We start from the raw sequence: 13230 nt of genomic DNA, 5'->3' as shown, positions 1-13230 counted from the left end.
TCTCGGACATCCTTTTCCTTCCCGGACATCCTTGACGGAGAGCCGGACCAGGCCGGGGGACCGGAGGCGCGTCATGACCTTCGTACAGCTCATCGACTGCAGGACGAGCCGGTTCGAGGAGATGAACCGGCTGCTGGACAGCTGGGTCGAGAAGACCGGAGGCAGGCGGACCGCGACGCACGCGGTCGTCGGCAAGGACCGGTCGGACGAAGCCCACGTCGTCGAGTTGGTGGAGTTCCCGTCGTACGAGGAGGCGATGCGGAGCTCGAACCTGCCGGAGACCGACGAGATCTTCCGGGGCCTGGTCGCCCTCTGCGACGAGATGCCCACCTTCACGGACCTGGACGTCGTGCGGGACGAGCAGCTCTGCGAGACCGCCGTGCGCCGTTTCTACGGCACCCTGACGACCGCCGGTGAGCTGCCGCCGCTCAACGACCTGATCGACGAGGACTGCCACAGCCACGACCCCGTCAACCCCCAGGTCACCATCGGTCTGGACGCCATCCGCCGCGACTTCCGCATGTGGCGCGACGCCTTCGACGCCTCGTTCGCGGTCGAGGACCTGATGGCGCAGGGCGACCGGGTCTGCGCCCGCTGGACCTGGACCGCCACGCACAAGGGCGAGTTCCTCGGCATCGCGCCCACCGGCAGGCGGGTCACCATGACCGGCATGACCGTCTTCCACTTCGGCGGCAACGGCAAGGTCGCCGAGGTGTGGTGGCAGCACGACCAGCTGGGGCTGCTGCAACAGCTGGGGGCGCTGGACGAGTTGGAGCGGTAGCGAGGACTCACCGGGTGGCACGGAAGCGGACGGCGGCGCCCGGCGGGATCTGCCCGGCCAGGGGCAGGTCGGCGGCGTCGACGACCGCGATGACCGGGTAGCCGCCGGTGACGGGGTGGTCGGTGAGGAACAGCACCGGCCTGCCGTTCGGCGGGACCTGAAGGGCGCCCGGCACCATGCCCTCGGCCGGGAGCTCCCCGTCACGGACCCGCGTCAGGGCCGGGCCGTCGAGCCGGATGCCGATCCGGTTGCTGCGGCTGGTCGCCTCCCAGCGGGCACCGAGCAGCGTCGCGTACGAGGCGTCGCCGAACCAGTCGTCGCGCGGCCCGCGCACCACGCGCAGCGTGAACTCGCGCGGCGGTGCCGTGCGCGGTGCCAGGTCCACGCCCGGGAAGGCGAGCGCGGGGCGGCCGACCGGCAGCCGGTCGCCGGTGCGCAGGGGCTGGAGGCCGATGCCGGAGAGCAGGTCGGTGGAGCGGGACCCCAGAAGCAGTGGCGTGTCGAGCCCGCCGCGCACGGCGAGGTACGTCCGCAGTCCCGAGGCGGGCACGCCCAGGTGCAGCGTCTGTCCGTCGTGCAGCGGGAACGGCGCGTCGACCGGGACTGCCCGGCCGTCCACGGTGGCCGGGCAGGGCGCCCCCGTCAGGGCCGCGTACAGCACCGACGGGACCCCCGACGGCGTACGGCAGCGCACGCGCACCCGCAGGCCGCCGAAGGTGGTCTCGATTCCGGCCGCGTCCTCGGGATTGCCCACGAGCCGGTTGGCGAGGGCCAGCGAGTCCCGGTCGGCGGCGCCGGAGCCCGAGACCCCGAGGTGGGCCCAGCCGGGGCGGCCCAGGTCCTGGACCGTGGCGAGCGGGCCGGGCGCCAGGACCTCCAGGCCGGAACCGGTCGCCGCGGCGCTCGTCGCCGGGGCGCCGGCGGTCGCCTTCGCTGCGGACGTCGTCACCGTGTCTCCTCGGGAACGAAGCGGACGTGGCTGCCGGGGACCAGCAGCGCCGGTGGGTCGCGCCGCTCGTCCCACAGCACGGCGTCCGTGGTGCCGAGCAGCTGCCAGCCGCCCGGCGAGGAGCGCGGGTAGACCCCCGTGAAACCGCCGGCGACGGCGACCGAGCCCGCCGGCACCGCGGTGCGGGGCTCGGACCGCCGCGGAAGCCGCAGCAGTGGATCGGTGCCCGTGAGGTAGCCGAAGCCCGGGGCGAAGCCCGCGAAGGCGACCGTGTAGAGCGGTGCGGTGTGCCGGGCGATCACCTCGCCCACACCCAGTCCCGTCAGCCCGGCCACGTGGGACAGGTCCTCGCCGTCGTAGCGGACGGCGAGCGTGACGATCGGGTCACCGGCCGGCTCGGCGGACCCGGCGGATCCGGCCGGCGCCGAAGGGGTGCCGGGAGCGGACCGTCCGGCCGGGCCGAGGGCCGCCGCGTGCTCCGCCACGGCCGCGGCCACGGCCGGGTGGGCGGTGACCGCGGGGTCGTAGGTGACGAGCAGCGTGCGGGCGGCCGCGACCAGTTCCCGGACGCCGCGCGGGCGGTCGGCCTCCAGCGCGCCGCGCAGTGCCAGCACCTGCTCCAGGCCGTCGGCCTCGACCAGCAGGGCGTGGCTGCCGGCCCGGCGGATGCCGACGCTCACGCCGGCACCGTCAGGGGCTTCGGCACGGCGAACGGCGTCGGGGCGAGACCGGCCCGCTCCAGCTCCTCACGCAGCCGGCGCGCGATCGCGACCGCGCCGGCCGTGTCGCCGTGCACGCACAACGACCGTACGGACAGCGGCACGTCGCTGCCGTCCACGGCCTCCACCACGCCCTCGGTCACCATGCGCAGACAGCGCCGCACGATCACCTCCGGGTCGTGCAGCACCGCGCCGGGTTCGCGGCGCGAGACCAGGGTGCCCTCAGGGGTGTACGCCCGGTCCGCGAAGGCCTCGTGGACCGGGGTGAGCCCGGCCGCGCCGGCGGTGCGCAGCCAGACGCTGCCGGGCAGGCCCAGCACCGGAAGTTCCGGGTCGTAGCGGCGCACGGCCTCCGCGACGGCGGCGGCCTGCGCCTCGTGGTGGACGATCGTGTTGTAGAGGGCGCCGTGCGGCTTGACGTACGCGACGCGGGTGCCGGCGAGGCGGGCGAAGCCGTCGAGCGCGGCGATCTGGTAGACGACGTCGTTGACCAGCTCGGCGGGGTCGACGTCGATGAAGCGGCGCCCGAAGCCCGCCAGGTCCCGGTAGCCCACCTGGGCGCCGATGGCGACGCCGCGCTCGGCGGCCCGCTCGCACGTCCGGCGCATCACGGTCGGGTCGCCGGCGTGGAAGCCGCAGGCCACGTTGGCGCTGGTGACGAGGGACAGCAGGGCGTCGTCGTCACCGAGCCGCCACTGCCCGAAGCCCTCGCCGAGGTCGCTGTTGAGGTCGATCATGGATGCTCCGCAGCTCAGCTCTGCCACTCGGGACGGGTCATGCCGTGCAGGTTGCGGTACTCGGCGACCCGCGGCGAGGACCAGCCCTCCAGCAGCTCGGGGTCGACCTTGTAGACCTCGACGCCGATCGGATGGCACACCTCCACGGGGTCGTGGGCCTCCGGGCCCCACATCGGGACGGACAGATCGCCGCCGGGGCAGGTGGACAGCGCGCACAGCAGGTCGAGTTCGGCGAAGAACTCGAAGTGGTCGCCGGGGCGGGCCGGGCAGTCCTTCATGAAGTACTGGTCGTCCTCGTTGAGTCCGGTGCACTGGAAGACGTTCAGCACGTCGTGCACGTCGAACTCCGTGAGCCCGTAGGGGAGCACGGACCGCACCAGGTTCGAGTGGCAGTGGAAGTCGAAGTCCTCGCCCGTCAGCATGCGGTTGACGTACGGGTCGCAGCGGGTGCCCAGCAGGTCGTGCACGCGCCCGCCCTCGGCGTCACGGCCGTAGGCGGCGAGCGTGTCGTCGGTGATCGTCAGCAACGGACGCAGGAAGGGCAGGTTCGACCAGATCCGGTCATACGTGCTCACGTGGGCGCGCTGGAGCTGGCGGGTGCGGGCCGCCCACATGCGCTCACGCGGGTCGTTGCGGTTCCAAATGTTCAGGTCGCCGACCTGCGGCCCGTCGACGGTGACCAGGCGGCACAAGTGTCCGGCCGGAACCTCCCAGGCGCGGCCCGAGCGAATCGGTATGACGAAGCTGTCGACGAGTTCGCGGCCCTCCTCGGTCTTCGAGACCCGGTCGTAGAACGCGCGGTCGACGTCGAGCGGACCGCCTTTCGTCGCCTGATAGGCGGCTGCGGTGGTGGCCATGGGGGGCGTACCTCTTTCCTGGGTGGCTGGTGGGGTGGGGTTGACCGCGGGCGGCCGAGTGGGGGTGCCTACGGCCCGTCAGGTCTCGCGGCGGGCCGCGGCGGCCCGCACCATGTCGACGACCGCGCGCTCGGAGTCCTCGAGGTAGCGGCGCAGCGCCTCCGCGGCCTGGGCGCGCCGCCCGGTGCGCAGCAGATCGCACACCTCGCGGTCGCGCGGCACCCACTGCGCCTGGAACTCGGGCTCGCGCGGGACCTCGGCGAAGGCCAGGCGCAACTGCGCGACGATCGTGTCGAAGAACCGGTCGAGCCGCCTGCTGCCGAGCAGCCGTACGACGGCGCGGTGGAAGTCCAGCGACCAGGTGCTGACCTCGCTCCAGCGCCCCGCCCGGGCCGCCGCCTCCTGGGCCGAGACCCGCTCCTCGAGCGCGGCCAGCGCCTCCTCGGAGGCGTACACGCTCTCCTCCACCGCGCGCAGTTCGAAGCAGCGGCGGGCGGCGTAGATGTCGTGCACGTCGGCCACGTCGAGCCGCTTGACGGCGGCGCCCTTGTAGAGCCGGTGGACCGCCAGGCCCTCGTGCACCAGGAGCCGTACGGCCTCGCGCAGCGTGTTGCGCGAGACGCCCAGTTCGGCGGCGAGGGCCGCGTCCCGCAGGGGCAGGCCCGGGGGCAGCTCGCCCCGGCTGATCCGCTCGCGAAGCCGGTCGGCGACCGCTTCCGCGGCGACATCGCCGGGCTCGGGGACCCCGGCGGTGCTCTGTTCTTCGGACATGGCGGCGACAGTACCCCAGGATTGTTCATCAATCCATAGCTCGATTGATCGCGGGTGTCTGACTTCGACCGCAGAATGCCGTCCCTCACTGGCTGTCTGCCGCATCCGCGCTGACCGACGATCGTCCAACCCTTGACAGGATCGTTCAATCATTTCTAACTTGACCGCCACCGCAGGCCCCCCTCATCGCCGTGGTCGACGCCGCCGACGGACGACATCCAGCCGCGGCTCACCCCCCTCACGACTCCGCCCTTCCCTCTCCCGACCCGCCACGGAGGTGGCTCATGCCGCCGGTTCCCGCTCAATCCGCCACCGACGCGCCCCCGAGCAGTGGCCGCGCCCTGCTGGAGGACAGCGCCCTCACCTCGTTCCACCGCAGGCTGACCGTCTATTCGGCGGGCGGGCCCTTCCTCGACGGACTCATCCTCGGCGTGATCGGCGTCGCCCTCACCCAGATCGGCCCGCGCTGGCACCTCAGCGGCCTGTGGGAGGGCTTCCTCGCGGCGGCCGCGCTGTGCGGACTGCTCGTCGGCGGAACCGTCTTCGGCTACGTCACCGACCGCTTCGGCCGCCACATCATGTACACGATCGACCTGGCGGCGATCGTGGTCTTCTCCGTCGCCCAGGCCTTCGTCACCGGCCCCGAGCAACTGCTCGTGCTGCGCTTCCTGATCGGCGTGGCCGTCGGCGCCGACTACCCGATCGCCACGTCCCTGCTCGCCGAGTTCTCACCGCGCAAGCACCGCGGCGCGATGCTCGGTCTCCTGACCGTGATGTGGTCCGTGGGCAGCGCGGCCGCCTACCTCATCGGCGATCTGCTGCTGCGGCTCGGCCCCGACGGCTGGCGCTGGCTGCTCGCCTGCCCCGCGGTGCCCGCCGCGATCCTGGTCCTGCTGCGCATCGGCACCCCCGAGTCACCCCGCTGGTTGCTCTCCCAGGGCAGGGTCGAGGAGGCCGAGGCGGTGATGCGCAAGGTGTTCGGACCCGGCGCGGGCGTCGCCGACCTGGGCACCCCGGCCCAACCCGCCCGCTTCTCGGCCGTCTTCCGTGGCACCTACGGCAAGCGCACCGCCTTCGTCTCGCTCTTCTGGGCCTGTTCGGTGATGCCGATCTACGCCATCTACGCCTTCGGTCCCCAACTGCTCGCCGCCATGGGCCTGTCCGGCGACAGCGGCACCCTCGGCTCGGTCGCCATCAGCCTGGTGTTCCTGATCGGCTGCCTGGTCTTCCTGCCACTGCTGAACCGCGCGGGACGGCGTCCCGTCCTCGTCTGGACCTTCGCGGCGTCGACGGTCCCGCTGCTGGTGCTCGGCGTCTTCCCGGGGCTGCCGGCGGTCGGGGCGGGACTGCTGTTCGCGGTGTACGCGATCGCCGTCGGCGGTCCCACGCTGCTCCAGTGGATCTACCCGAACGAGCTGTTCCCGACGGAGATCCGGGCGACCGCGGTCGGTGTCGGCACCGGCTTCAGCCGCATCGCCGCCGCCGCCGGCACGTTCCTGACCCCGCTGGCCCTGGAGCACTGGGGCGTGGGAGCGACGCTGCTGCTGGCCGGCGTCGTGTCGGCGGTGGGCACGCTGGTGTCGATCGCGATGGCCCCGGAAACGCGGGGCGTGTCCCTGGAGACATCCAGCGCCACCTGAGCCGACGCCAGGCCGGCAGCCGCGGACCGACGGACGGGCATGAGTGAGAAGTGGCAGGGAGCACGACGGCTCCCTGCCACCCCTCGTTTGGGGACCACAGCCTCTCCTACGGCCGACCCCGTTGTCGGAGGAGCCGACTAGGATTTCGGGGCCGCCACTGGAGGGGCTGCGCCACCCGCTCGGTGGTACGGCACACCGCGACCGAGCGCGACAAGGCCGGCGACCACTACCACCAGGCATGGTGCGTTCTCGACGTCGACGAGTTCGCCAACCTGCACCCGGCGCTGCGGCTGGCCGACGACGAAGTAGCCGAAGACGAAGCCCCAGCGGCCCCGTGACCGGCCCGCGGCTGCGCACGTTGCCAGTTTCGGTCGACCGGTCGGCAGAGGCGCCGGCGCGCGGTGCGGCCCGGGTTCCACCGTCCGGCGCAACCCGGGCTCGAGCCTTGCATTACGGCGCTCCAGGGTCAGTGCACCGAGTCGACGGTCGGCGTCCCGGAGCGGCGCGACGAGTCGGCGGCCCTGACGGATACAGCCGTCCACGACACCCCGCCCACCGGGACGCTCCCGCAGAACCGCAGCTCCCGGAACGTCCCGCCGCTGCCGGGTCCAGACGAAAATCCCCAGCTCCGGCTCTGCAGCACGGCCCGGGCGATCTGCCGGATCTCACTGATATCGGGGCGATCGCGGTTTTCGACGAACCAGGTGAGCGCCATGGTGCAGGGCGGCATATCGACCACGTAACCGGCATTCAGTCAGCAGATCCGCGTGCTGGAACAGCGGTTGGGTCTTCAGTTGGTCGAGCGCACCAGAGCACGGCCACCATCGTCATGGGCCGCCCGCGCGGCTGAGTCGGGCGGTCGTGCGCACGGCTGGTTCACCCGCCTGATTGCCCAGGTCGGCTTGCCGGCTCCGGACGGACACGACGCGGCTCACCCGGCAGTTATGGGCAGTGGCTTCGCGGCGCACCCTTGACCGGCAGCCGGTGTGGACTTAGCCTCACCGCAGTAAACGGTCGTTCACCCCGCAGCGGGAGAGCATCGGGTCAGCCAGACCCGGGCGCCGAAGGAGCAACACCTCCCCGGAAACTCTCAGGCATCCCTACCGCTCGGGCAGGCAACTCTGGAAAGCAGGCGCTCACGCGTCTCGCCCACGGTGCAAGCCGCGGATTCCCGCGGTGAATCTCTCAGGCCCATGACAGAGGGGGAGGCTCACTCGGCCGCGCGGTCCCCTCCGCGCTCAACCCTCGAGGAGCCTTTGATGGCTGTCCCGTCGCGTCACCCCCGTCCGTCGCCCGCCTGCCGGCTTCCGGGCTGAACTTCGGCTTTCCTCTTTTCCCCGGCCGCCACCGGACCGGCTCCCCCGTCGCGTGCGCGTGTTCAGCGTGCCCTGCCGCCGTTCCGGTCGGTCCCGTATATCCGCATGTCCGCGTGCAGAACACCGTGTCCGCTCGTTCTGTGTGCGCGTGTGTTCACCCACCGAGACACCCCATGCCCGCACGCGTATGAGATCCCTAAGGTTTGCCCATGTCTGAAAGCAGTGACACCGGCGTGACCACCGCGTCCGCGCCCCAGAGAGGGCACGCACCGACGCCCTCGCCGGCGGGTCAGCAGCACCTCTCCCGGCAATTGTCCAACCGGCACATCCAGCTCATCGCGATCGGCGGTGCGATCGGAACCGGTCTGTTCATGGGATCGGGCAAAACGATCTCGCTGGCCGGCCCCTCGGTGATCTTCGTCTACATGATCATCGGCGCGATGCTGTTCTTCGTGATGCGGGCGATGGGCGAGCTGCTGCTCTCCAACCTGCGCTACAAGTCCTTCGCCGACTTCGCCTCGGACCTCCTCGGGCCGTGGGCCGGCTTCTTCACGGGCTGGACCTACTGGTTTTGCTGGATCGTCACCGGGATGGCCGACGTCATCGCGATCGCCGGGTACGTGTCGTACTGGTGGCACGGGCTCGCGCTGTGGATACCCGGGCTTGTGGCGGTCGTCGTGCTGATCGCTCTGAACCTGCCCACCGTGAAGGCGTTCGGCGAGACCGAGTTCTGGTTCGCACTGATCAAGATCGTCGCTATCGTGGCGCTGATCGTCGTGGGGCTCGGCATGGTGCTGGGCGGCTTCCATGCGCCTGGGGGCGCCACCGCGAGCTTCTCCAACCTCTGGAACGACGGCGGCTTCTTCCCCACCGGCCCCATGGGCTTCGTCGCGGGATTCCAGATCGCGACCTTCGCCTTCGTCGGCATCGAACTCGTCGGCACCACCGCGGCCGAGACCAAGAACCCGGAACGGAACCTGCCCAAGGCGATCAACTCGATCCCGGTACGCGTGATGCTGTTCTACGTGGTCGCCCTGGTCGTGATCATCTCCGTCACTCCCTGGCGCGACATCAGCGCGGACCGCAGCCCCTTCGTCGTGATGTTCGCCCTCGCCGGCCTGGGCATCGCAGCCTCGTTGATCAACTTCGTGGTGCTGACCTCGGCCACCTCGTCCGCGAACTCGGGCATCTACTCCACCTCGCGGATGGTCTACGGCCTGGCACAGGAGGGCGACGCGCCCTCGCGGTTCGGCAGGCTCACCTCCAGGAAGGTGCCGGTCAACGCCCTGCTCCTGTCCGGCGTCTTCCTGCTCCCCGGTGTCGTCATGCTCACCCTGGGCGACTCGATCATCGAGGCCTTCACGCTGGTGACCACCATCTCGGCGCTGCTGTTCATATTCGTCTGGTCGATCATCCTGATCAGCTACATCGTGTACCGCAAGCGCCGTCCGCACCTGCACGAGGTATCGACGTTCAAGATGCCCGGCGGCATCCCCATGTGCTACGTCGTGCTCGCGTTCTTCGCGTTCCTCATCTGGGCACTGACCCAGAAGGACGACACGCTGCAGGCGCTGCTGGTGACCCCGGTGTGGTTCGTCATCCTCGGCATCGCATGGGCGGTGCTGCGCCGTCGCGGCCGCCGTCAGGCCCGGCAGACCGTCTCCCTGCCCGGCTCCCGGAACGGGGAGTGACCCGACCCCGAGGAAGGCGGAGTCACACAGACGGGGACCGATCCCACGCTGCGTAACGACTCGGTGGCGGCACATCCGGCTGCCACCTCAGACTCCGTCGCCGCGCTCTGCGCCGTCGATCACTCGGTGAACGCGATGCCTCACTCGCCACCGTCCTGGCCGCCGTCATCGAGACAGAGCACGTGCCGTACCTCGCCGCGCTGCGGTACAAGGACTCCGGCCTCCGCGAGCGCACCCAGTGGGAGAAGGTCTGGGACCAGCAGAGGGAAGAGGACCGCACCGGTGAAAGGCTCGACACTCGGATGCCGGAGGACCCCGCTTCGTACCTCTCCTCGCCGGTCTGCGCGAGGTGCTGCCCTGGGTCCACCAGTAGTACGGCGAGTACGACGAGGAGTGGGGGGCGACCCCGCCGAGGAGTTCCAGGCCGCCCTCGAAACGGGCCGTACGGAACGCCAACTCTCCGGGTCCGACCTCGTCAACTGGCGTCCCGAGAAGAAGCCTCGCGGACGCCAGAAGAAAACCGACTGAAGCCACGAGCCCCGGACGATCGGCCGGGGCTCGTCGTTGCTCCGACTACGGCCGAGCCGCCCTGCTCAGACCTTCTCCGCCCGCACCCGCGGGTGCTCGGCGGTAAGCAGTCCGATGTCCTCCACGTCGGAGGTCAGGATTGTCGGTCGGCCCGGATGCTGAAGCGCGGTCGCGCACAGCATGGCGTCGATGGCGTACTTGTGGCCGTGCAGGCCCGCTGTTCGCAGTAGAGCGGCGGCGGACTGTGCCACGCCCTGCGTGACCGGTTCCACGTGCAGTCGGGACAAGGTCCACTTCAGCGCCGCATCGTTGATCTTCGGGTGGATGACCTCCACCAGGACGGCAGCCGAGGTGATGACCGGCAGGTCGGCGTCACGGGCGGCTGTCAGCCACTCGTGGATCTCCCGGTCGCGCTGTACGGCCTTCGCCAGGCCCTCGCTGTCCAGGACCAGGGCACCGCTCACGCGGCTGCTCCAGCGCCCGAGGCACCTCCGGTGAGCCGGGCCCGCTTGGCCGCCACCGCCTCCGGGTCGGCCGGGCCGTGCACCTTGTCGAAGTCGGCGATCAGCTCGTCAAGGTTGTCCCGCTCGATCTGCCGCTGAGCCGCCTTCTCCAGGTACGCGGAGAGGCCCCGCTTGCCGACCCGCTCACGAATCGCCTGCAGGGTACCGGCGGACCTGGACGCGCCGCACATTGGTCATGCTCCCCGCCGGGAGTACACGTCCACACCCACGCACTCATGTCCATGTCTATTTTCACGGCGGAAGTGAATCAGACTTCAGGCAGATCAAAGCACCGGTGCCCGGCCCCCCGAAGGGGCGCCGGGCACCGGTGTTTCGGCTCAGTCCAGCAAAGCGCTCAGTGGGCGTGGCCGTGGCCGTGGCCCGCTGCGGCCGGCTCTTCCTCTTCCTTCTTCTCGACGACCAGGGTCTCGGTCGTGAGCAGGAGGGAGGCGATGGAGGCGGCGTTCTCCAGGGCGGAGCGGGTGACCTTGACCGGGTCGATGACGCCGGCCTTCACCAGGTCGCCGTACTCGCCGGTGGCGGCGTTGTAGCCGCTGCCCTTCTCCAGCTCCGCCACCTTGGAGACGATGACGTAGCCCTCGAGGCCGGCGTTCTCGGCGATCCAGCGCAGCGGCTCGACGGCGGCGCGGCGGACGACCGCGACACCCGTGGCCTCGTCGCCGGTCTTGCCGAGGTTGTCCTCCAGGACCTTCACGGCGTGGACGAGCGCGGAGCCACCACCGGAGACGATGCCCTCCTCGACCGCGGCGCGGGTCGCGGAGATGGCGTCCTCCAGACGGTGCTTCCTCTCCTTCAGCTCCACCTCGGTGGCGGCGCCGACCTTGATCACGCACACGCCGCCGGCCAGCTTCGCGAGGCGCTCCTGGAGCTTCTCGCGGTCCCAGTCGGAGTCGGTGTTCTCGATCTCGGCCTTGATCTGGGAGACGCGGCCCTCCACGTCCTCCTTCTTGCCGGCGCCGTCGACGATCGTGGTGTCGTCCTTGGTGACGGTGACGCGGCGGGCGGAGCCGAGGACGTCCAGACCGGCCTGGTCGAGCTTGAGGCCGACCTCCTCGGAGATGACGGTGGCGCCGGTGAGGACCGCCATGTCCTGGAGCATCGCCTTGCGGCGGTCGCCGAAGCCGGGGGCCTTGACGGCCACGGCGTTGAACGTGCCGCGGATCTTGTTGACGACCAGGGTCGACAGGGCCTCGCCCTCGACGTCCTCGGCGATGATCAGCAGCGGCTTCGAGGCGTTGGCCTGGATGATCTTCTCGAGGAGCGGGAGCAGGTCCGCGATCGCGGAGATCTTGCCCTGGTGGATCAGGATGTACGGGTCGTCGAGGACGGCCTCCATGCGCTCCTGGTCCGTGACGAAGTACGGCGACAGGTAGCCCTTGTCGAAGGCCATGCCCTCGGTGAAGTCCAGCTCCAGACCGAAGGTGTTGGACTCCTCGACGGTGATGACGCCGTCCTTGCCGACCTTGTCCATCGCCTCGGCGATCAGCTCGCCGACCTGCTGGTCCTGGGCGGACAGCGCGGCAACGGCGGCGATGTCGGACTTCTCGTCGATCGGACGGGCCGAGGCGTGCAGGTCGTCGGAGACGGCCTTGACCGCGGCGTCGATGCCCTTCTTCAGCGCGGCCGGGGAGGCGCCCGCGGCGACGTTCTTCAGGCCCTCGCGCACGAGCGCCTGGGCGAGCACGGTGGCGGTGGTGGTGCCGTCACCCGCGATGTCGTTGGTCTTGGTCGCCACCTCCTTCACCAGCTGGGCGCCGAGGTTCTCGTACGGGTCCTCGATCTCGACCTCACGGGCGATGGTGACGCCGTCGTTGGTGATGGTGGGCGCGCCGAACTTCTTGTCGATGACGACGTTGCGGCCCTTGGGGCCGATCGTCACCTTGACCGTGTCGGCAAGCTTGTTGACGCCGCGCTCGAGGGCGCGACGGGCGTCCTCGTCGAACTTCAGGATCTTCGCCATGGCAGCGGGAGCCCTCTCGAAATCTGGTGGTAAGACACTGCGCCCCGGGCGCCCGGCTTCTTATCGGTCGCGGGGGCCAGGGGCGCAGCTCAAGCAGAATTGCTTCGGCTTCGTGAAGAAGCGGGTGAACTACTTCTCGATGATCGCGAGGACGTCGCGAGCCGAGAGGACGAGGTACTCCTCGTTGTTGTACTTCACCTCGGTGCCGCCGTACTTGCTGTAGAGCACGACGTCACCGACCTTCACGTCGAGCGGAAGACGGTTGCCGTCCTCGAAGCGGCCCGGGCCCACGGCCAGGACGACGCCCTCCTGGGGCTTCTCCTTGGCGGTGTCCGGGATGACCAGGCCAGAGGCCGTGGTCTGCTCGGCGTCCAGCGGCTGGACCACGATGCGGTCCTCGAGCGGCTTGATGGCAACCTTGGTGCTGGCGGTCGTCACGATCCGACCTCCCCCTTCGGAGATCTCACGGGGTTAACTGTCTGAGGTGGCGACCAGGTCGATCCGTCGTCGCGGGTGCCGGACCTGCCCGTCGCTTTGTTGGCACTCTCCAGGGGGGAGTGCCAGACCTGAGACTATGACCGTCGTTAGCACTCGGTCAAGCGGAGTGCCAATTGCCTCGTGGCGCGTCGGGTGTGGGGCGCTTGGGGGAACGCGTGTTCAAGGTGCTGTGGGTCTGTGTGGGCGGCCCTGGGGCCGCTGCCCCCAGACCCCCGCTTCGACCTCGCCCTCAAGCGCCGGACCGGCTGCTCGATGCCGG

Annotated in this window: 14 protein-coding genes, 1 pseudogene and 2 riboswitches; of the genes and pseudogenes, 5 read left to right on the top strand and 10 right to left on the bottom strand. The window is 70.4% G+C overall.

Features of this window, described 5'->3' with window-relative positions; genetic code table 11:
- Nucleotides 1-73 precede the first annotated feature (73 nt).
- On the top strand, nt 74-781 hold the full coding sequence (locus tag ACFY4A_RS30770) for an ester cyclase (protein WP_390832599.1): 708 nt from the start codon (nt 74-76) through the stop codon (nt 779-781).
- A 7-nt stretch (nt 782-788) separates the two neighbouring features.
- Here ACFY4A_RS30770 and ACFY4A_RS30765 read toward each other — a convergent pair whose 3' ends face one another.
- The 5 genes from ACFY4A_RS30765 to ACFY4A_RS30745 form a co-directional block, all read right to left on the bottom strand.
- The gene (locus ACFY4A_RS30765; RefSeq protein WP_390832598.1) at nt 789-1730 is read right to left on the bottom strand and encodes a biotin-dependent carboxyltransferase family protein; all 942 of its coding nucleotides are present in this window, start codon (nt 1728-1730) and stop codon (nt 789-791) included.
- Nucleotides 1727-2410, bottom strand: coding sequence for an allophanate hydrolase subunit 1 (locus tag ACFY4A_RS30760; protein WP_390832597.1), 684 nt, complete (start codon nt 2408-2410; stop codon nt 1727-1729). Before ACFY4A_RS30760 ends, ACFY4A_RS30765 begins: the two co-directional genes overlap by 4 nt.
- Entirely contained in the window at nt 2407-3186 is a 780-nt protein-coding gene (locus ACFY4A_RS30755; RefSeq protein ID WP_390832596.1) for a LamB/YcsF family protein, read from the bottom strand. Before ACFY4A_RS30755 ends, ACFY4A_RS30760 begins: the two co-directional genes overlap by 4 nt.
- A gap of 14 nt (nt 3187-3200) precedes the next feature.
- Nucleotides 3201-4043, bottom strand: a complete 843-nt coding sequence (locus ACFY4A_RS30750; protein WP_390832595.1) for an urea carboxylase-associated family protein — start codon at nt 4041-4043, stop codon at nt 3201-3203.
- A 78-nt stretch (nt 4044-4121) separates the two neighbouring features.
- Nucleotides 4122-4814 carry a GntR family transcriptional regulator gene (locus ACFY4A_RS30745; protein WP_390832594.1) on the bottom strand — a complete coding sequence of 231 codons (693 nt, stop codon included), beginning with the start codon at nt 4812-4814 and terminating at the stop codon, nt 4122-4124.
- A 284-nt stretch (nt 4815-5098) separates the two neighbouring features.
- On the opposite strand from ACFY4A_RS30745, the gene ACFY4A_RS30740 reads away from it, so the two are divergent.
- Complete coding sequence (locus ACFY4A_RS30740) at nt 5099-6454, top strand: MFS transporter (RefSeq protein ID WP_390832593.1); 1356 nt, start codon at nt 5099-5101, stop codon at nt 6452-6454.
- Nucleotides 6455-6636: 182 nt separating this feature from the next.
- Nucleotides 6637-6792, top strand: a complete 156-nt coding sequence (locus tag ACFY4A_RS30735; RefSeq protein WP_390832592.1) for a hypothetical protein — start codon at nt 6637-6639, stop codon at nt 6790-6792.
- 128 nt (nt 6793-6920) lie between these two features.
- Here the strand turns inward: ACFY4A_RS30735 and ACFY4A_RS30730 are convergent, their stop codons facing one another.
- Nucleotides 6921-7184, bottom strand: a complete 264-nt coding sequence (locus ACFY4A_RS30730; protein ID WP_390832591.1) for a hypothetical protein — start codon at nt 7182-7184, stop codon at nt 6921-6923.
- 289 nt (nt 7185-7473) lie between these two features.
- Nucleotides 7474-7570: riboswitch (glycine riboswitch) on the top strand.
- Nucleotides 7571-7661, top strand: a riboswitch (glycine riboswitch). It begins immediately after the preceding riboswitch.
- Nucleotides 7662-7979: 318 nt separating this feature from the next.
- Between ACFY4A_RS30730 and cycA the strand changes: the two genes are divergently transcribed.
- Both cycA and ACFY4A_RS30720 read left to right on the top strand, forming a co-directional pair.
- Nucleotides 7980-9461: a D-serine/D-alanine/glycine transporter gene (gene cycA, locus ACFY4A_RS30725; protein WP_390832590.1), complete on the top strand. Its 1482-nt coding sequence runs from the start codon at nt 7980-7982 to the stop codon at nt 9459-9461.
- Between the two features lie 182 nt (nt 9462-9643).
- Nucleotides 9644-9709 (top strand): annotated as a pseudogene (locus ACFY4A_RS30720) (hypothetical protein); the annotation flags it as partial.
- 345 nt (nt 9710-10054) lie between these two features.
- Here the strand turns inward: ACFY4A_RS30720 and ACFY4A_RS30715 are convergent.
- From ACFY4A_RS30715 to groES, 4 genes are all read right to left on the bottom strand, one after another.
- Entirely contained in the window at nt 10055-10453 is a 399-nt protein-coding gene (locus tag ACFY4A_RS30715; protein ID WP_390832589.1) for a type II toxin-antitoxin system VapC family toxin, read from the bottom strand.
- A complete protein-coding gene (locus ACFY4A_RS30710; RefSeq protein ID WP_390832588.1) occupies nt 10450-10683 on the bottom strand; it encodes a hypothetical protein in 234 nt (77 codons plus the stop codon). Before ACFY4A_RS30710 ends, ACFY4A_RS30715 begins: the two co-directional genes overlap by 4 nt.
- A gap of 164 nt (nt 10684-10847) precedes the next feature.
- A complete protein-coding gene (gene groL, locus ACFY4A_RS30705) occupies nt 10848-12473 on the bottom strand; it encodes a chaperonin GroEL (protein WP_390832587.1) in 1626 nt (541 codons plus the stop codon).
- A 129-nt stretch (nt 12474-12602) separates the two neighbouring features.
- A complete protein-coding gene (gene groES / locus ACFY4A_RS30700; protein WP_100569792.1) occupies nt 12603-12911 on the bottom strand; it encodes a co-chaperone GroES in 309 nt (102 codons plus the stop codon).
- Nucleotides 12912-13230 lie beyond the last annotated feature (319 nt).

This window comes from Streptomyces sp. NPDC001292 (assembly GCF_042896465.1).
Lineage (GTDB): Bacteria > Actinomycetota > Actinomycetes > Streptomycetales > Streptomycetaceae > Streptomyces.
Note: the sequence above shows the minus strand (reverse complement) of the source record. Positions and strands in the feature narration are given on the sequence as shown.